Annotated in this window: 7 protein-coding genes; 1 reads left to right on the plus strand and 6 read right to left on the minus strand. The window is 58.3% G+C overall.

The annotated features are described in order from the left end of the window. Positions 1–58: 58 nt before the first annotated feature. From EQG79_RS12350 to EQG79_RS12375, 6 genes are all read right to left on the minus strand, one after another. The gene (locus EQG79_RS12350) at positions 59–4,075 is read right to left on the minus strand and encodes a hybrid sensor histidine kinase/response regulator transcription factor (protein WP_165358880.1); all 4,017 of its coding nucleotides are present in this window, start codon (positions 4,073–4,075) and stop codon (positions 59–61) included. A gap of 598 nt (positions 4,076–4,673) precedes the next feature. Further along, positions 4,674–8,744 (minus strand): hybrid sensor histidine kinase/response regulator transcription factor, encoded by a 4,071-nt coding sequence (locus EQG79_RS12355; RefSeq protein WP_129601656.1) that lies wholly within the window; start codon positions 8,742–8,744, stop codon positions 4,674–4,676. 151 nt (positions 8,745–8,895) lie between these two features. After that, complete coding sequence (locus tag EQG79_RS12360; protein WP_129601657.1) at positions 8,896–10,353, minus strand: TolC family protein; 1,458 nt, start codon at positions 10,351–10,353, stop codon at positions 8,896–8,898. Beyond that, complete coding sequence (locus tag EQG79_RS12365) at positions 10,331–13,549, minus strand: efflux RND transporter permease subunit (RefSeq protein WP_129601658.1); 3,219 nt, start codon at positions 13,547–13,549, stop codon at positions 10,331–10,333. The genes EQG79_RS12360 and EQG79_RS12365 overlap by 23 nt, the downstream gene beginning before the upstream one ends. A gap of 70 nt (positions 13,550–13,619) precedes the next feature. Further along, positions 13,620–14,774, minus strand: coding sequence for an efflux RND transporter periplasmic adaptor subunit (locus EQG79_RS12370; RefSeq protein ID WP_129601659.1), 1,155 nt, complete (start codon positions 14,772–14,774; stop codon positions 13,620–13,622). Positions 14,775–15,248: 474 nt separating this feature from the next. Then, positions 15,249–16,982: a tetratricopeptide repeat protein gene (locus EQG79_RS12375; protein ID WP_129601660.1), complete on the minus strand. Its 1,734-nt coding sequence runs from the start codon at positions 16,980–16,982 to the stop codon at positions 15,249–15,251. 347 nt (positions 16,983–17,329) lie between these two features. On the opposite strand from EQG79_RS12375, the gene EQG79_RS12380 reads away from it, so the two are divergent. Beyond that, complete coding sequence (locus tag EQG79_RS12380) at positions 17,330–18,730, plus strand: chloride channel protein (protein WP_077921023.1); 1,401 nt, start codon at positions 17,330–17,332, stop codon at positions 18,728–18,730. Positions 18,731–18,742: the final 12 nt, after the last annotated feature.

The raw sequence follows: 18,742 nt of genomic DNA on the forward strand, positions 1-18,742 counted from the left end.
TTTAGGGGCAACGGCGAGTCGTTGACTAGATAAAACAAGCAGGCCGGGCGAGTGATTGTTACTCGGGCCGTAAGTTCGTAAACGGTCCTTCGGTTGGGGGTAACGGTATGGTCAGGTCGGCGGACGAGTTGCGGCTGTGCTGTATGTAAGCCGTTGGCGACAGGCCGAACAGTTCCTTGAAGCGCTGCGAAAAATACGAGAGGTTATCGATGCCCACCAGAAACGCTGTTTCGGTAACGCTGTGGCCTTCCTGCAGTAGTTGCGCGGCTTTTTTGAGTCTGTAGTTTCGAATAACCTCGTTGGTTTTCAGACCCGTCAGCGCGGCCAGTTTTCGCTGGAGGGTTCGGGTGCTGACGGCCAGTTCGTTGGCGAGGCTGTTGACGCTCAGTTCCGGGTTGTTCAGTTCGGTATCGAGAATCTGGTACAGCTGCCGCAGGAGTGGGTCTTCCAGGGTCTGATGGGCAATGGGCGCGTCGCCCGTGTTCAGCCGCTGGTAAAGGAACTGCCTGAGTTGTTGCTGATACGACAGCCAGTTCGCCACCCTGAGCTGAAGTTCATTCATCTGAAAAGGCTTGGCCAGGTAATCGTTGGCCCCGGCGCTAAGACCTTCCAGCTTGCTGTCGGCCGAGACCCGGGCCGTCAGGAGGATAACCGCAATATGGGCTGTCAGGGGCGTTTGTTTGATTCGCTGGCAGAGCGCGTACCCATCCAGTCCGGGCATCATCACGTCGCTGATGACCAGGTCGGGCATGCTTACCTGAATGAGCTGCCAGGCGGCCTCTCCATCGGCAGCGGTGCTGACCCGGTAGTGCGCCTGTAACCCCTGGACAATATAGGCGCGCAGGTCGGGATGATCGTCTACGACCAGCACCTGAGGGCGCGGGTCATTCAGCTCGGGCGGAGTGGGCTCCGGGTCGTCGGCGGCCGACAAAACAGCCGGCTGGAGCGAGGCTGGCTCCGTGTCGGCGTTCGGCAGGTGGGGAGCCAGCCTGACCGGCAGCGTGACCTGAACCCGGCTACCCTGCCCCGGAGTGCTGGTCATCGCGAGCTGGCCCCCGAGCAGATCGGTCAGTTCCCGAACCAGCGACAGTCCGATACCACTGCCTTCGTACGGGCGCGTTCCTGAATCATCGACCTGGTAGAACCGGTCAAACACATGCGGTAGTTTATCGGCAGGAATGCCAATGCCGGTATCGGTGACCGACAGGCAGACGGCCGAGATGGCCTGTGTGGTCTCGTCGACGGTGGCCGACAGCTCAACGGTAATCTGGCCGCCGGTTGGGGTGAATTTGAGGGCGTTATGGATGAGGTTGTTGCTGATCTTGGCCCATTTGTCGGCATCGAAGCAGACATCGCCGGGCAGCGTCTGTCCCACAAAGATCAGGCTGATCTGGCGGGCGGTAGCGGTAGCCTGGAAGGACTCGACCAGGTCCCGCACGTAGGCAGTCAGGTCGCCCTGCGATTCGGTGACCGACAGGCCGCCGGCCGCCAGCTTCGACAAGTCGAGCAGCTGATTGATTAGTTGCAGCAACTGGGTCGCGTTGCGATGGACCGACGTCAGGGTTTGCTGAAGCGCGGGTGGATAGGTATGCTCGCGCAGGAGCTGATCGATGGGGGTGATGATTAACGTCAGTGGGGTTCGGAACTCGTGGGTAATGTTGGTGAAGAACCGGCTCTTCAGCTTATCGAGGGTTTTGAGCTGCTCCGTTTCCTGCCGTTCGAGGATCAGCCGGTGCCTTTCCTGAATCCGACGGGTGCGGTAATGGATGTAGCCGTAGAGCCCCCCCAGCGCGAGCAGGATGTAGGTCAGGTAGGCCCACCAAGTGGCCCAGAAGGGAGGCCTTATCCGAACCATGAGGGTTTTGATATGGTGGCTCCATTGCCCTGACGTATTGGCGGCATTCAGCCGCAGTTCATACCAGCCGGGCGGCAGTTTCGTATACGTAGCCAGTGGGAGGGTGCCCGCATCGACCCAGCCCGGATCGACCCCCCTGAGCTGGTATCGGTACCGGCGCCGGTTGGGCTGGTTATACTGCGTGCTGGCAAACTCAAACGTCAGAAAGTTCTGGTCATAGGGAAGCGACAGTTCGGTCAGCGTATTCAGCGGAGCCGGTAATGGTGTCTGGCCAGTTCTGTAATCGGCGGGCTGGTTGTTGATTTTCAGGCTGGTCAGCATGACCGTCGGCTGAAACGTATCGGTCTGGATCGTGGAGGGGTTGAAAATTGTCCAGCCCGCCGTCCCGCCGAATGCCAGTCGACCGTCGGGTAACAGCAGCGAATGAAACCGGTTGAACTCGTCGGCCTGTAGTCCCTGGTAGGCTCGGAAGGTCCGGGTCTGATGCGTCACGGGATGAAAGCGGCAAAGCCCCTGGTTGGTGCTGAGCCACAGAAACCCCTGTCGGTCGGCCTCCATGGCGTAGATGGTGTTGTTGGGCAGCCCGTTGCGGGTGGTAAAGACGCGGCTCTGGCCGGTTTTTCGGTTGAGGCAGATCAGCCCTTCGTAGCTGCCGACCCAGAGCAGATCGGCCCGCTGGGGATCCTGCATAATGCCCAGTAACCGATTGGTCAGAAATGTGCCGGGCAGTTGCGCATGATCATAGATACGGGTCTGGCGGGTCGACAGCGAAAAACGGAGCAGGCCCCGGTCCAGGGTAGTAATCCACAGTTGGTCCCTGTCGGCCAGCAGATCAACGACCACCAGCCGGCCGTAGGGCATGGTCCGGCCAAAGGGGAGTGTCCACTGCCGAGCCGAAGGGTCGAAGTACCAGATCAGGCCGTTGCTCTGGATACACCACAACCCCCCGGCGGGCGACAGGGCTATGCCCCGGATGGCCGAGCCGGCCGACTGATCGTTGGGGAGAGGAGGGAGAGACCGACCGGTTCGGCTGCGGGGGTCGTAATACCCTACGTCACGATCGTGGGCAAACCAGATGCGTTGCTGCGGATCATGAACCGTCCGGCAAAGGTACGAGCTGAAGTGCTGCATCCGTTCCGGCCGACCCAGCGACGGCAACAGCGATTGGATAGGCAAACCCAGCTCCTGCTGAAGAACGTCCGGATGAAAAGCGGTATGGTAGGGATAGGTCGTGAAGTCGGGCGCGGTAAGATCGACCCGCCGGAGACCGGCCGCGTTGGTGCCGTACCACATCACCCCCGACCGATCGATGAGAAACGATTGCGGATGCCGGTAAGCAGTCAGGTCCGTTTCCCACCGTTTCTGGAAACCCTGCCGGGCTGAATAGTGAAAAACCTGCCCGGCCAGGTCGGTAAAGAAACCACCCGAGCTGTCGGCCTGGAGCCAGGCGGTACCGTAGTTCATTGGCACCGAAACCGGCAGCCGACGGTAGCGGCCCCGCTTGGGGTCGAAAAGGATAAACGAGCTGCGGTCGGCGGTAATGAGTTCGCCGGTGGTGCTGACGATCAGGCCGGGCAGCTCATCCTGTACCCGTTCGGGTTCAATAGGTTGCGCCAGGGTAAACGGCAGGGGGTAATTGATAAAACGCTGCCGGCGCTCATCCCACCGACTCATGCCTTTTTGCGTGAAGACCCAGAGCTGCCGACGCCCATCGGCAACGAGGGCCTTGACGGTATCGCTGAGCAGGCCGTTCTGCTGTCGGTTCAGATGCCGGACCCGGCCCGTTTGCGGCTCAATGCGAAACAGACCACCCTGTTTGGAGGCCACCCAGAAACGCCCCCGCGGGTCGATCCAGGCCGTTGACTGATGCTGGTGAAAACGACTATGCACCCGACGCACGGCGGGTAGATTACCAACATGCCGGATGACACCCGTTCGTGGGTCGAGCTGATCGAGCCCATCATCCTGCATGATCCAGAGCTGATGCTGATAATCGCTGTACAGGGAGGTGACGGCGTTCGACTGCAGGGTCGTAGTGTCGGTTTGGTCGTGCCGGTAGTAGCGGAAGTCAGCACCGTCGTAGCGGGCCAGCCCGTCGCGGGTACCGACCCAGATAAACCCGTCGATGTCCTGCACAAGGCCGCACACGAATGACTGCGGTAGACCATCCTGACCCGTAATGATCTGGGTAGGCTTCGTAAACCGGAATGACTGAGCCATGCCGTTTGTCAGCAGACAGACAAACAGACAGACAAACGGGTATATGTAAGACCTTTCAGGATGTGGAAAACGCCAGGTCATCAATAAAGTTATGTTGATAGATAATATAGATTATTTAGCGTGTGGACTGGCTATCATCTATCTGTACGCGTTTATCGGTCGACAATGTCCCGCCGGGTTGCAAAAATACTACTGTAAAACAGTATACTATGGCACAATAGCGACAATTTATGGCGCGAAAGTGACAGGGGGTTGAGGGGGAGGCCAGCTACCTTTGTCAAAGCTTCCTGAGTGAATGTTCGTCAACCTCTGGTTTTTGCCCGAAGGCAGAAGCTGTATCGGACGAACATCCGGTTACGGAAACCCATCCACGGGTCTGTTTCGGCAGGCTTTACCTCAACCTTCCTCTTTCTTTATCAAGCAACGAGTGCCTCTGAGCCCTCAACCACTGGTTGGGGGCTCTTTTTTTGGGAAAGTCTTTTTTAGAGGACAGACTGGTCGGCACATACCCGACGACGGGACACACTGACAGCCCTGGCTGGCAGCCATATGACAAGCCCGGAAGAAAGCCGCGTAGCCAATCTTGAGGAGTCCGGCATTACACGCCAGAGTGTCTGGCCGGCACGTAGGAGGATGGCAAACGGCCAAATTTATCCTGAAACACTTTGGTAAAATAGGGAAGGCTCTCAAAGCCGACCTGATAGGCTACCTCCGAAACGCTGTAGCGACCCTGAGCCAGTAGTTCGGCCGCATGATCGAGCCGCTGGTTACGAACAAACTCAACGGCTGTCTGGCCGGTCAGGGCTTTTAGTTTACGAACCAGCTGCCGCTGACTCATGGAAACGGTCGTGCTCAGCTGGCCAACATCGAAGCTGCTGTTGGCCAGCTGACTGTTGATCGCGAGCCGAACCCGCTGCAGGAAGTCGAGTTCCCGGGCCGTCATGGGTGCCTGGGTCGGACTGGGTACCTGGCGCTGGCCAGTCAGATACTGGCGCAACCGAACCTGGTTCTGCACCAGGTTCTGCACCCGCACCGTGATCTCGGCCCGGTTGAAGGGCTTGGTCAGGTACTCATCGGCCCCGCGCCGAAAACCGTCGATTCGGTCTTCGGGCGTTGCTTTGGCGGTCAGCATCACAATGGGGATATGGCTGGTCGAATCCTGGCTCTTCAGGGTGCTGCAGAAGCTGAGCCCGTCGAGCCGGGGCATCATCAGATCGCAGATTACGATGTCGGGCAAGCAGGTAGTGGCGCATTCCAGGCCTTCCAGCCCATCGGCCGCTTCCAGCACCTGGTAGTCGTTCTCGAAAATACTACGGATATAGGTTCTGATATCAGCATTATCGTCGACGATCAGCAGGAGGTTATCGTGGATGACGGGTAACACATGGGCGCTACGGGCCGCACTCCGGTCGCTGACCACCCGGTTGGTCGGTTCGGGGCTGGCAGCGGCTGCCGCAGCGGCCGGGGGCGGGGTGGCGTTGACCAGGGGGAGCCTAACCGTAAAGGTCGTGCCTACCCCTTCGGTGCTGTCTACGTCGATGGTGCCGTCGAGTACGCCAACCAGTTCACTGACCAGCGCCAGGCCGATGCCGGTTCCTTCAATGGACCAGCCGATCTTGCCGTCAATCTGGTAAAACCGCTCGAAAATATGCTTCAGGTGCGTCGGGGCGATCCCGATCCCTGTGTCCTGAACCCGGACTTCCCAGGAACCCGACAAACCGGGTGCCGGATAACGCACCTGCATCCGGACCTGATGCCCGGCCGGGGTGAACTTAAATGCGTTGGTGAGCAGGTTCGTGACGATCTTCTCTATTTTGTCCGCATCGAAGCGCGCCCACCGTTCGGGCTCGTTCTGCTCAAAGCTGAACAGGATTTGCCGGCTTTCGGCCAGCGAGCGGTACGAGCTGGCCAGTAACCGCAGGAACGACGCCAGATCGCCGGGTTCCGGTCGGGGAATGAGCTGACCGGCGTCCAGCTTGCTGATATCCAGAAGCTGGTTGATCAGGCTCAGCAACCGGTTGGCGTTCCGGTGCACGAGCGGGAAGCGGGCGTCGTGCGCGTAGTCCTGAATGGCCTGCTCGATGGGGCCCAGAATCAGGGTTAGCGGGGTCCGGAACTCATGCGAAATATTGGTGAAAAACTGGGTCTTGAACGCATCCAGCTCCGCCAGCCGGGCCGCTTCTTTCTGCTCGAACAGAACCTGCTGCCGCAGCAGCCAGCGCTGCTGCTGGAAACGGTATAACAACCACCCCAGCAGGAGGAGCAGGCCGATGTACAGCAGATAGGCCCACCAGGTTCGGTAAAAAGGCGGCTGAACGTGTATGGCCAGCGTCACCGGCCTGCTCCAGACTTCACCATCGGCCGACCCCATCATCTGAAACGTATATTGCCCGTAGGGAAGCTGAGTGTAGTTGGCAAACCGAACGGTGCCGGCTTCTACCCAGTTCCGGTCGATGCCCTCCAGCCGGTAGCGGTACCGGTTTCGGGTCGAGTGGCTGTAATCCATGAGCCCGAACTCAAGGGTCAGCAGGGTTTGGGTGGGCGAGAGGTCAAGCCGCTGGGTATAGTCGATACTCTGGGCCAGCAGGCCATCGGCGCCCCCCACCGTAACCACTTCATTGTTGACTTTGAGGCCAATGATATGGGCCTGGGGGGCGGGCCCCGTTTTGCGAACCAGGTTCTCAGGCCTGAAACTGTTGAGTCCGTTGACACCCCCGAAGAGCAGCTCACCCGATGGGGTTTTATAGAACGAACAGGTGTTGAACTCATCATCCTGCAGGCCATCGGCTTTGGAGAAGTTCCGGAAGGTGCCGGTGCGGGGATTAAACTGAGACAGGCCCCGGTTGGTACTCAGCCACAGCATCCCGGAGGCATCGGAGAGCAGGCCGTAAATGACCCGGTTGGGCAAGCCCTGGGCTTCGGTAAAGTGGGTGAAACGGCCGGTTTGTTTATCGAGTCGCTCCAGACCCCCGCCTTTCGTGCCGACCCACAAATAGCGTTGGGGTTGCTGCGGATCATCGATCAGGCAGGTGATAAAGTCGTGGCTCAGGCTTTGCCGGTCGGTAGCAATGGTTTTATAGATTGAGAACGCGGGTTTATCGAGCGGATGTGCAACGCGAACCAGACCTGACTGGGTACCGATCCAGAGCGTTCCCGCCGGGTCGAAGCGCAGGGCATAGGTCTCGATAACGGCTCCGCTCCGGGGTAGTAACGAATCATAGGCTAAAACGCCAAACGATTCCGTGCGGGTGTTGAACGTCAGAAGCCGACCGTCTACGGCTCCGATCCAGAGGTTACCCACTTTGTCTTCTACGGTGTAGTTGCCGTAAAAGCCGAAGGTTACCTTAGCCGGCAGGGGGAATTTCTTAAGGAGCTTCCAGTCGGGCGAGAACTTGAACAGCTGATTCTCATGGGTCATGAAGTTGACGTTCGATACCCAGAAGAACCCGCGGCTGTCCTGCATCATGAAACGCTGTCGCTTGTCGGCCGCAGCCAGTCGTTCGTCGAGAAACGGCCGCAGCGTGTTCCAGGGACGGTCAAGCTGGGCATAGGCAAACTGGTGACGGGCGTAAATACGGCCCTGCCGGTCGACGAAGAGGTTGGAGAGTGAGTGGTTGGCCAGGTAGGAGTTGAACTGCCGGATAATCGGGTTAAACCGTCGCAGTCCGTAGCCGCTCGTGCCGACCCATATATTGCCGGTCCGGTCCCGGAGCAGATTGGTGATCGAGTAAACGTGGGCGGGCAAGGCTACAAAGGCCGTTTCGGGAGAAAGTCGGGTCTGGCTGAACAGCTCGGCGGGCGACATGATCCAGAGGTGGTCCGGGGTGGCAATCGCCAGGGTGTTGCGGTCGATGGGCTGGATCTGCACACCAACGTAGTTGCTGTGGGGCAGCGCAATGCTTTTCTGCTGACCCTTATGCCAGCCAATGATTCGATCCCGGGTGCTGGCAAACCAAAGGTCGCGCTCGGGGTCCGTATAAACGGCATGAAAGTCGAGCGGCTCTTTCATGGTAAAGTCCAGCTCGTAGGTTCGGGTCGGATGGCGCCAGTCGAATCGGTAAACGCCGTAGGCAGCCCCCAGAAACGCCCGCCCGTCGGGCTGAAAGCTGAACGAGAAAATGGTGTTCATCGACGCTGCCGTGCTGATAACAAGCGTCTGAATCTGCACCCGGTCGGTGAGGTCGGCCTGATCGGGCAGTTTGTCCCGGGGCAGGGTAATCTTGAAAATTTTGTTCTTATCGGTGCCAATCCAGATGTTGCCGTCGGGGTCTTCGGTAATGACGCGAATGTCATAATTGCCGGCATTGGGCCCCGGTTGGTCGCTGACCCGGATGTGGTAAAACCGTTGCGTCCGATCGTCGAACAGGTTCAGCCCGCGGGTGAGGGTGCCGATCCACAGTCGTTTATGCCGGTCGACGAGCAGGGCCGAGCAGGCGTTGTCGGAGAGGCTGAACGGATTGTAGGGGTCGTGGGTAAAAACCCGGAAGTTATGGCCGTCGTATCGGTTGAGACCGTCTTTGGTCGCTACCCAGATATACCCGGTATGGTCCTGGGCCAGATCGAAGATCATGCCCTGCGAGAGCCCATCCGAGATGGTAAGCTCCTGCCAGCCGGTTTGCTGTGCCAGCAGGGTGTAAGGCAGGAGCAACAGAAGGTAAATAAGCCGCATACAGGAGAGGAGTTATGCGCAACTTAACTAAAATCAGGAACTTAACCTGTATTGTCCAGTGGTCTAAATCGCTACGAAACGAAAAAACCGCATCGAATACGGCCCCGGGGCGATTCGATGCGGTCTGTCAGCTGAGCAGGCCAGGGATTAACTAGTCCCAGCCGCCCCCCAACGATCGATACAGGTCGGTCAGGGACAAAAACTGCGCCTGCCGGGTGTTGATCAGCGCCAGTTCAGCCTCCAGCACGCTGCGCTGCGCCGTGATCACCTCCAGGTAAGACGCGTAGCCCCCGGCAAAGAGATCGTTCGAGACGGTAACGGCCTGATTCAGCACGTTGACTTCCTGGGCCTGGAGGTCAGCCACGTTGCGGTAGTTTTCGACCCCCCGCAGACTGGTAACCACCTCGCTGAACCCGGTCTGAACCGTCTGGTGATACCGATACAGCAGTTCGCGGCTCTGGGCTATCGACTGGCCGTAGCTGGCTTTCAGGAAACGACGGTTCAGGATCGGAGCGGATAGTCCACCCAGGATACCCGCGGCAATGGAGCCCGGATTGAACAGCACCGACGTGCGGAACGCATTGAGCCCCACGTAGGCAGACAGGTTCAGGCTGGGCAGAAACTCGGCCCGGGCTACGTCGATATCGACGTTGGCGGCCTGTAGTTCCAGCTCGGCCTGCCGAATATCGGGTCGGCGGGTGAGCATCTGCGCGGGTATACCCGATGTTACCTGACCCGGCAGCTCCCGACCCCGCAGCGACTGCCCCCGCGCGATGGGTTGCGGAAAACGACCCAGCAGGCGGTTCAGCTGGTTCTCGGCTTCTACGATCCGCTGCTGCACCTGGCCCTGTCGGCTGCGGGTGTTGAGGAGCTGAGCCGAAAACTGCTGAATGCCCAGCTCGGTAACCCGGCCCGCCTGTTTCTGTACCCGAACCAGCTCCAGCGCATTTTGCTGAAAGTTGATGTTCTTCTGTAATATCTCCAGCTCCCCGTCGAGGGCCAGCAGGGTGTAATAATACCGCGCTATCTCCGATACCAGCGCCGTAACGACCGCATGACGTCCTTCTTCCGAGGCCAGCAGGCGTAGGTAAGCTGCTTTGCGCCGGTTCCTGAGTTTCCCCCAGATGTCGACCTCCCAGGTGCTGCGGGCGCCCAGGAAAAAATCAGGCGTTGGGTTCGGAATGACCTGATCCCCGCGGATATTATCGGACAGGTTAGTATCGAAGTTGCCCACGCCGTTGAGGGTGTTTCGGCCAAAGCGGTCAACGCCAGCCGAGGCTACGGCGTTGACCGAAGGAACCAGAAAGCCTCGGCTGTAGTCGAACGCAGCCCGGGCCACTTCGATCCGCTGGGTGGCAATCCGCAGGTCGAGGTTACCCGCCAGGGCCGTATCGATGAGCGACACCAGACTGGGGTCGGCAAAGAAAGTGCGCCAGCCCTGGGCGGCAATGCTGGACGTATCCTGACTGCCGGCAAAGGAACCCGGCAGGGGATGGGGCACGGAGGGTTGTACCGGCCGGGCTACCTGACAGCTACTGATAACCAGAACCAGGGTCGCCAAACGGCCCGCGCTTAGGAAATATGATTTAGGGATGAATGACGGCACCATTGGTGTGGTTTTGTGAATAAGCAGGAACAGAGTCGGCTTCGTGGAGCTGGTCGTCGGTGTCCTCGGGATCACCGTCGGCCGGGGTTTTCGAGCCAAAGCGTTCGGCTAGTTTAGCGAAGATGACAAACAGACCCGGGATCACGACGAGCCCGAACAGCGTTCCGGTCAGCATACCGCCCGCTGCCGCCGTACCGATGGACCGGTTTCCGACGGCCCCCGCGCCCGACGCAATACAGAGCGGAATCAGTCCGGCAATGAACGCAAAGGAGGTCATCAGGATCGGGCGAAGCCGCGAAACGGCTCCTTCCATTGCCGCCTTCACGATCGGCAGCCCTTCTTTCTGTCGCTGGTTGGCGAACTCCACAATCAGAATCGCGTTTTTGCCGAGCAGACCGATCAGCATCACCAGCGCCACCTGCGCGTAGATGTTGTTCTGAAGCCCCATCAGCTGCAAAAAGGCAAAGGAGCCAAACACGCCCGTGGGCAGTGAGAGGATAACCGGCAGCGGCAGGAAGATGCTTTCGTACTGGGCCACCAGCAGCAGGTATACGAACACCAGACAGATGGCGAAGATGTACATGGCCTGATCGCCCGACAGCACTTCTTCCCGGGTCATACCCGACCATTCGAAACCGAACCCTTTGGGGAGCTGGGATTCAGCTACCTCTTCGATGGCCCGAATCGCATCGCCACTGCTGTAGCCCGGCGCTGCGTCGCCGTTGATCATGGCCGAGGTATACATATTGTACCGGGTCAGCTGCTCGGGTCCGTAAACCCGCTGAAGCCGGACAAAGTTGGAGTAAGGTACCATCTCGCCCTGGTCGTTCTTGACCCGCAGGTTGAGTACGTCTTCGGGCTTGGTCCGGTAGCTGGGGTCGGCCTGTACCATCACCTTGTACATCTGACCGAAGCGGATGAAGTTAGACGCGTAATAACTACCCATCAGCGTCTGGAGCGTACCCATGGCGTTATCGATAGACACCCCTTTTTGAGCGGCTTTTTCCTGGTCGACCTGTAACAGGTACTGCGGGAAACTCGGGTCGAAGCTGGTGAACGCGTCCCGGATCTCGGGCCGCTGCTTCAGGGCTTCGATGAATTTGTCGGCTACCTGGGCGGTTTTCTGGAGGTCGCCACTACGGCCCCGGTCCAGCAGGCGCAGTTCAAAGCCGCTCGAGTTACCAAACCCCGGTACGGTGGGCGGAGGGAAGAACTGGATACTGGCATCGTGAATGTGTCCAGTTTTTTCTTCCAGGATCTCGATCAGTTCCTGCATCGTCACCGACCGCTCTTCCCAAGGTTTGAGGTTGATCATCCCCATGCCGTACGAAGCCCCCGCCCCGTCGGTCATAAGGCTGAATCCGGCCAGGGTCGATACGTTTTCGACCGATTCTTCTTTCGACACCACCTCCTCGATCGCGTCCAGCACTTTCTCGGTCCGGTCTACGGTGGCGCCGGCGGGTGTGGTGACGTTCACGTAGATCATGCCCTGGTCTTCGGTCGGAATAAAGCCGCCCGGCAGGATGGTACTAACTCCCCAGGTGCCCAGAATAAAGAGCAAGAGGAGTCCCCAGGTGATCACGCCCCGGTTCAGGACCGGCTGCAGCAGGCGCTGGTACCGGTTCGACAACGCATCGTAGCCCCGGTTGAAGCGGGCGAAAAAACGACCCAGCAGGCCTTTCTGCTGGCCATGAACCGGCCGCAGCAGCAGCGCACAGAGGGCGGGCGTCAGCGTCAGCGCGTTAACCCCCGAAATGACAATGGCGATGGCCAGCGTCAGCGAGAACTGCCGGTAGAAAATACCGACCGGCCCCGACATAAACGCCACGGGCACGAACACCGCCGACATCACCAGGGTAATGGCTACGATAGCTCCGGCAATGTCGCTCATGGCTCCGAACGTAGCCGCCCGGGGCGACAGATGCTCTTCGGTCATCTTGGCATGAACGGCTTCGACCACCACAATGGCGTTGTCAACTACAATACCGATGGCCAGCACCAGCGCAAACAGGGTCAGCAGGTTGATCGAAAACCCGATCATGCTCATGAAGGCAAACGTGCCGACCAGAGCTACCGGCACCGCCAGGGCGCAGATCAGCGTTGACCGCCAATCCTGCAAAAACAGGAACACGATGATAAATACCAGAATAAAGGCTTCGACCAGGGTATGAATAACCTCGTTGATCGACGCGTCCAGGAAGCGGGACACATCGTAGGCGTAGTTATAGGTCATGCCCGTCGGGAACGAGCTTTCTTTCAGCTCGGCCATGCGGGCTTTCACGTTGGCAATAACGTCGCGGGCGTTGGACCCCGGGCGCTGCTTGAGCATGATAGCCGCCGAGGGACGGCCGTCGGTTTTAGACAGGACGCCGTAATCGACGGAGCCGAATTCTACGCTGGCCACATCTTTCAGCCGAAGCAGCGAGCCGTCGGCATTGGCGCGGAGAACCAGATTTTCGTACTGGGCGGGCTCGAAAAATTTACCCGTGTAGCGCAGCACGTATTGCAAAGTCTGAGGGTCGCGGTCGGCACTCTCGCCGGCTTTACCGGGGGCCGCTTCCACGTTCTGCTTCCGGATGGCCGCAATCACCTCGTCGGCCGAGACGTCATACACCGTCATCCGGTCGGGCTTGAGCCACACCCGCATCGAATAGTCGCGGTTCCCCATGATCGCGGCAAAGCCTACGCCATCGATCCGCTTGAGCTCGGCCAGAATATTGATGTCGGCAAAATTGTAGATGAACTTCTCGTCGACGGTAGGGTCGTCGCTGACGATGTTGAGGTAAAGCAGCATGCTGTTCACCTCTTTTTCGGTCTGCACCCCCGCTTTGATCACCTCTTCGGGAAGCTCATCCAGCACGGTAGTGACGCGGGTCTGTACGTTTACAGCGGCCAGATCGGGATCGGTACCTACGTTGAAAAAGACCTGAATGAGGGTTGTGCCGTCGTTACCCGACATGGAGGTCATATAGGTCATGCCCGGCACCCCGTTGATGGCCCGTTCCAGCGGGGTAGCAACGGCTTTGGTAGATACCTCCGCGTTGGCACCCGTGTATTTCGCCGTTACCGTTACCGAGGGCGGAACAATATCCGGAAACTGGGTCACAGGCAGACTGGTCAGGGCCAGTACACCCATCAACACAATCACGACCGAGATGACGGTCGAGAGCAGCGGACGCTTGATGAAGGTTTTGAACATATGCGTTGAGTTTATGTACGGGTTACGCGAGGGGAAGCCTGACGCACAAACTGGGGGAGGTCTGTAAACACTAGTCGGCCGACGCGTACAGGGCGCGCAGTTCGTTGGCGGGTAAGGTCTGGGGCGTAATGGTCAGGCCATCCTTAACGTTCTGGATGCCTTCGTAGACGATCCGCTCGCCGGGACGCAGCCCCGACTGCACGATGTAAAACTGATCGACCCGGCTCCGGGGAATAAAACTGCGGGTCTTTACCTTGTTGTTGGCGTCAACCACGTACACGAAATTTTTGTCCTGTACTTCGAATACGGCTTTCTGGGGAACCAGCAGGGCATCATCCACATCGGTCGACAAACGTACTTTACCCGTAGCCCCGTGGCGCAGCAGCCGGTTGGGGTTCGGAAAGCGGGCCCGGAACGCAATGGTGCCGGAGTTACCTTCAAAAATGGTCTCGGTCGTTTCTATCTTTCCTTTATGAGAATAGGGCGAGTCGTCGGCTAACAGCAGGTCGACTTCCTTGCTGGTCGTCTTGTCGGGGCTTTTCCGTTTCTTGACGAAGGCCAGGTATTCTTTCTCGGAGACGTTGAAGTAGGCGTAGATCTCCCGAACGTCGGATACGGTCGTCAGCAGGGCGCCTTCTTCGATCAGGCTACCCGGCTTAAACGGAATGCGGTTGATGACCCCATCGAAAGGCGCTCTGACGCCCGCCAGCGAGACGTGCAGCCGGGCTTTGGCCAAGGCCGCTTTGGCTTCGTTGATCGATGCCTGAGCCGACTCGCGTTTGGCCCTGGCCAGCTTCAGTTCCGAAGCCGATATGATGTTTTTATCGACCAGCAGCTTTACCCGTTCCATCTCCACTTCTGCCGTTTTGGCCTGGGCGGTGGCGTTTTCGAGGCTGGCCTGCGCCCGGGCGGTTTCCACGCGGTATTCGGCGTCGTTCAGCTGGAACATGAGTTGCCCTTTCCGAACGGGTTGCCCTTCATCGACCAGAATCTTATCGAGGTAGCCGGCTACCCGGGCGCGTACCTCCACGTTCTGCACCGCTTCGAGGTTGCTGGCGTAGTCGTTGTCGAGGGTGGCGTCCTGGTTAGTAAGCTCGATAACCGGGAAAGCCGGTTTTTCCGCTGCCTCTTTTGTTTCGCTCGATTCAGACCGAGCCGAGCAGCCTGCCAGTGAAATCACTAGAGCGCTCACGAAGAAGACACTGATACCCGAAGATGCATTCATAAGATGAGTTATTCTGGACAAAAGTTAGGTGCCGGTGTAAGCCGCTGAACCTGTGGGGTAAATTGAACAGCTTCTACTGTGGCAAATACGGAAAGACTACTAAAGAAGACCTTAGAAAATACTTAGAATTCCCTTAGAGACCACTATAAAAAGAAGTGTTACATTAAAAAAATATAAGAATAACTCCTCATAGTTCATTCTGACCTACGGCGAGTACTGTATAGTGCTAATTGCCCGTCGGCTCCATCGCTTGGTTTACCGCCCGGATTAACGCAACAGCGAGTAGACAAATACTCGCAGGCCATCTCTTCAAAAATTGTATTTTTCAAATATTTTCACCCTCGTATCATAGGAGTCTGATGCGGGTAATTGCCCACGGCTGTACACGCAAAACTCCTCATACGCAACCCGTCGTAGCTGTAGACCGGTTTGAGTATGAGGAGTGGGCAGGCAGACTAGTCTGGAAAAGACTCGTTACTGATCCGTTGAGTCGTCGGTATCGGCCGTGGCAATTTTGGCCAGGTCGGTATTATTGGGCAGCAGGGTGAGTCCGCGTTTGAGCCAGTCGGCCCGGGCGGTTTGGTCTTTGGTGACCAGTTCGTGGTACGATATCAGGTACTTGAAGGCGAGTGCCAAATCTTTCTGATACCGCTTCCGCTCCTCTTCCTTGTCAGCAACCATGCCGATAAACTGCTCGAAATAAGGGCGGGCTTTGCCATTTCTGACGGCCTCTTCGGGCGTGTAGGCGTAGTAGTTAGCCTTGGCCCGGTACAGCACCGTGGGCGAATAATCGGGCGAACCCTGCTGCGCCAGGGCTAGGGCCGAATCGGCTTTGGCGAAGCGAAGCGTATCCCGCTGCAGTTTACCCAGGCTATCGCGGGCAAACCCGAGGGTGTAGTTGCTCATGCCGTACCGGAACAGATCCTGCATGTCGGCTTTGAAGCCGTGTTTAGCAGCTGAGTCGAGCGCGGCCACGGCCTGCGGGTGCTTCTTGGTCCGGTAGTAGTATTTGGCTACGTCGCTGTAGAGGTTCTCGCTGGTATCGGCCGGGGCCGCTTTGAGCAGGTAGGCTATACCGACTGAGTCGTTCTGCGCCTTGAGCGAATCATTGGCAAACCCTTCCTGCGCCAGATACGCCCGTCCCAGGTATTTATAATCGTCGGGCATAGCCTTCTGGGGCGCTTTTTCGAGAAAGGTGCTGATGTTTTCAATGGCTTTCTGCGGCTGCTTCAGCGACGAGTAGGCCCAGCCCTCAATGCGGTAAACGATTGGGTTCTGGGCCAGCACAGCCCGGTTGCTGTCGATGACGTTTACGGCCTGCTGGAAATTGTTGGCCAGGAAATGAAACTGAGCGGACCGGAGCAGCATATCGGCCCGCCGATCGCCCGACACCCGAATGTACTGATCGGTATAGTTGGCGGCCTCCTTGTAGCGATTGACGAGGTAATAAAGTTCGGCCAGCTGTCGGTAAGCCGGGGCGTAGCGGGGATTGGCTTCGATGGCTTTTTTGTAGTTCTCGACCGACAGGTTCAGGTTTCGACCCTGCCAGTAGATATCGCCAATCCGCTGATAGACCCGGGAGGCATCCATGCCCATTTCCAGCGCACTCTCGTAGCGGGTAACGGCGGTCCCGGCGTCTTTATTCAGGTAGTGCGCATCGCCCAGCGCCAGCTGAACCGACGCGTTTTTCTTGTCCCGCTCGGCAGCCTGGTTCAGATAATCGATGGCCGAAGCCGCGTTGACGACCCGCGGATAACGAGGCTTGATGGAACCACTGTCGGGGGTGAGATACCCTGTGTAGGCTTCGCCGATCCGGTACAGGATGTCCGCGTTTTTTCCTTTGCTTTTCTTGACCACATCGGCCAGTTTGGCGCTGGCTTCGGTGGTGTTGTTCTGAACCAGATGGGTAATGGCAATACCCGTTTCGTTGAGCGGTACCCGCTTCTCGTCCGAAGGAACTCCTTTCTCGAACCAGATGCGGGCCGAGTCGGGCTGGCCGGCGCGCAGATAGCCGTAGCCAGCGTTAAAGTACGTCTGCATGCCCGGATTCTGCTGAGCGTCCTGCCGAAGTTTCTGTTTGGCTTCGTCGAAGCGGCCCATATTCATCAGGGTCGGTGCATCGGGAGCCGGCGTCTGAGCCGACGCCTGTATAGTAACCAGCAAACCGACAACGGCCAGTGGTCCTAAAAGGGGATGCTTGTTTTTCATAACATGTAGGGTTAATTCAGTATTCCTGAGCAGCGGGATGCTGTCTTCGATGGTGGCAAGATGGACGCGAAACCTAAGAAGGAGCTTAGGATATACTTAGAATTGGCTTAGAGAGGGCTAATCAGGGACAGCGTACCCCGCTTATAACCATTGTACCAGACCGACAAAGCGGCAGAAATAGTCTGGTCGAAGTGGCAGCGCGTTCATAAACAGTATGCCCAGCTCAGGAGTAAGCCTAAGGGGCGGGTAGGGGATTTGGCAAAACCTTACAATCTGCTTAGAACCGCCCGGGCCGTAAACCACAATCGAAATCAGGTCGTTGTCTAGCTAATCAATGGTGTTCATCAATGATCAACAAAGAATCCCGGTATGCCCGGGTTTTGGCCTGGATCGACCAGTACGTGATTCGTCGGGTCTATACGGGACCGGTACGACGGGTTATTTTGCAGAGTTTGCCGTTCTGGGTGGCCTCATTGCTGACCGGGCTGGTAGCGGTAGGCTACGAAAAAGCCTTTGAATGGGCAGAAGAGCTTAGTTTTCACTGGTTTCATACTAACCCGCTCCTGACATTCGTCCTGACGCCGGTAGCTTTCCTACTAGCCTGGGGACTGGTGCGCTGGCTGGCGCCGGCCGCGCGGGGCAGTGGTATTCCGCAGGTCATGGCCGGCATTGAATTATCCCATCCCAAAACCCACGGCTACACGGCGTATCTGCTGAGTCTGCGGGTGGCGGTGGTCAAAGTAATCAGCAGTGTAGCCCTGCTGCTGGGGGGCGGGGTCATTGGGCGCGAGGGGCCAACCATCCAGATATCGGCCGCCATATTCAGGGCAATCAACCGGCTGCAACCCGCCGGCTGGCCGCAGCTGTCGCGGCAGATTGCGCTGGTAACGGGCGGGGCGGCTGGCCTGGCGGCTGCGTTCAACACCCCACTCGGCGGTATTGTCTTCGTAGTAGAGGAGCTGACCCAAACCCACATCACCCGGTTTCGAACCGCCGTCTTCACCGCCGTCATCATTGCCGGTATGACGGCGCAGGCTATTCAGGGGCCGTATCTGTACCTGGGCTTTCCGAAGGTTACGGTCTCTACGGGCTGGCTGCTGGGTATCGTGATGCTGATTGCGTTGTTGTGTGGGCTGGCGGGTGCTCTTTTTGCCAAAACCCTGCTGTGGATCAACCGCTACCGCCAGCGGTTCAGGACGCTGCCGGCACAGGCGGGCTGGGTGGCCGGTTGCGGGCTGCTGCTGGCCGGACTGGTGTTCTGGGTAGGCATGGACGCGGCCGGGACGGGTAAACCCATTATCAACCGCCTGCTGTTTCAGAATACGGGCGAGACCCCCTGGTACTTGTTTCCGGTGCGGTTTGCGGGTATGGCGCTCAGCTACAGCAGCGGAGGAGCCGGGGGCGTATTTGCCACTTCGCTGAGTGCCGGGGCCATCCTGGGCGATGCGCTGGGGCGACTGGCCCGCATATCGCCTGCCGATCATAACCTCATCATCCTGGTCAGTATGGTAAGCTTTCTGACCGGGGTCGTTCGGTCGCCGTTTACCGCGGCCATTCTGGTGCTTGAAATGACCGATCGCCACTCGGCTATTTTTCAGCTGCTGCTGGGCGGGCTTATGGCGCAGGGAGCCGCGTCGCTGGTCGATCCGGTGTCTTTTTATGAACACCTCAAGGAAGGGTTTGTGCGCGAAGCCAGCACCCGACCCAACCCGCAGCAGCCCGAAAACCGGCCCTTAGCGGTCGAATAAGGAGGTAGCCAG

It is taken from the genome of Spirosoma sordidisoli (assembly GCF_004138325.1).
GTDB classification, from domain to species: domain Bacteria; phylum Bacteroidota; class Bacteroidia; order Cytophagales; family Spirosomataceae; genus Spirosoma; species Spirosoma sordidisoli.

Excerpts from the sequence above, each read along its gene's own strand:
- EQG79_RS12350 (WP_165358880.1), bottom strand. The coding sequence starts at position 4,075 with ATGGCTCAGTCATTCCGGTTTACGAAGCCTACCCAGATCATTACGGGT.
- EQG79_RS12355 (WP_129601656.1), bottom strand. The coding sequence starts at position 8,744 with ATGCGGCTTATTTACCTTCTGTTGCTCCTGCCTTACACCCTGCTGGCA.
- EQG79_RS12360 (WP_129601657.1), bottom strand. The coding sequence starts at position 10,353 with ATGGTGCCGTCATTCATCCCTAAATCATATTTCCTAAGCGCGGGCCGT.
- EQG79_RS12365 (WP_129601658.1), bottom strand. The coding sequence starts at position 13,549 with ATGTTCAAAACCTTCATCAAGCGTCCGCTGCTCTCGACCGTCATCTCG.
- EQG79_RS12370 (WP_129601659.1), bottom strand. The coding sequence starts at position 14,774 with ATGAATGCATCTTCGGGTATCAGTGTCTTCTTCGTGAGCGCTCTAGTG.
- EQG79_RS12375 (WP_129601660.1), bottom strand. The coding sequence starts at position 16,982 with ATGAAAAACAAGCATCCCCTTTTAGGACCACTGGCCGTTGTCGGTTTG.
- EQG79_RS12380 (WP_077921023.1), top strand. The coding sequence starts at position 17,330 with ATGATCAACAAAGAATCCCGGTATGCCCGGGTTTTGGCCTGGATCGAC.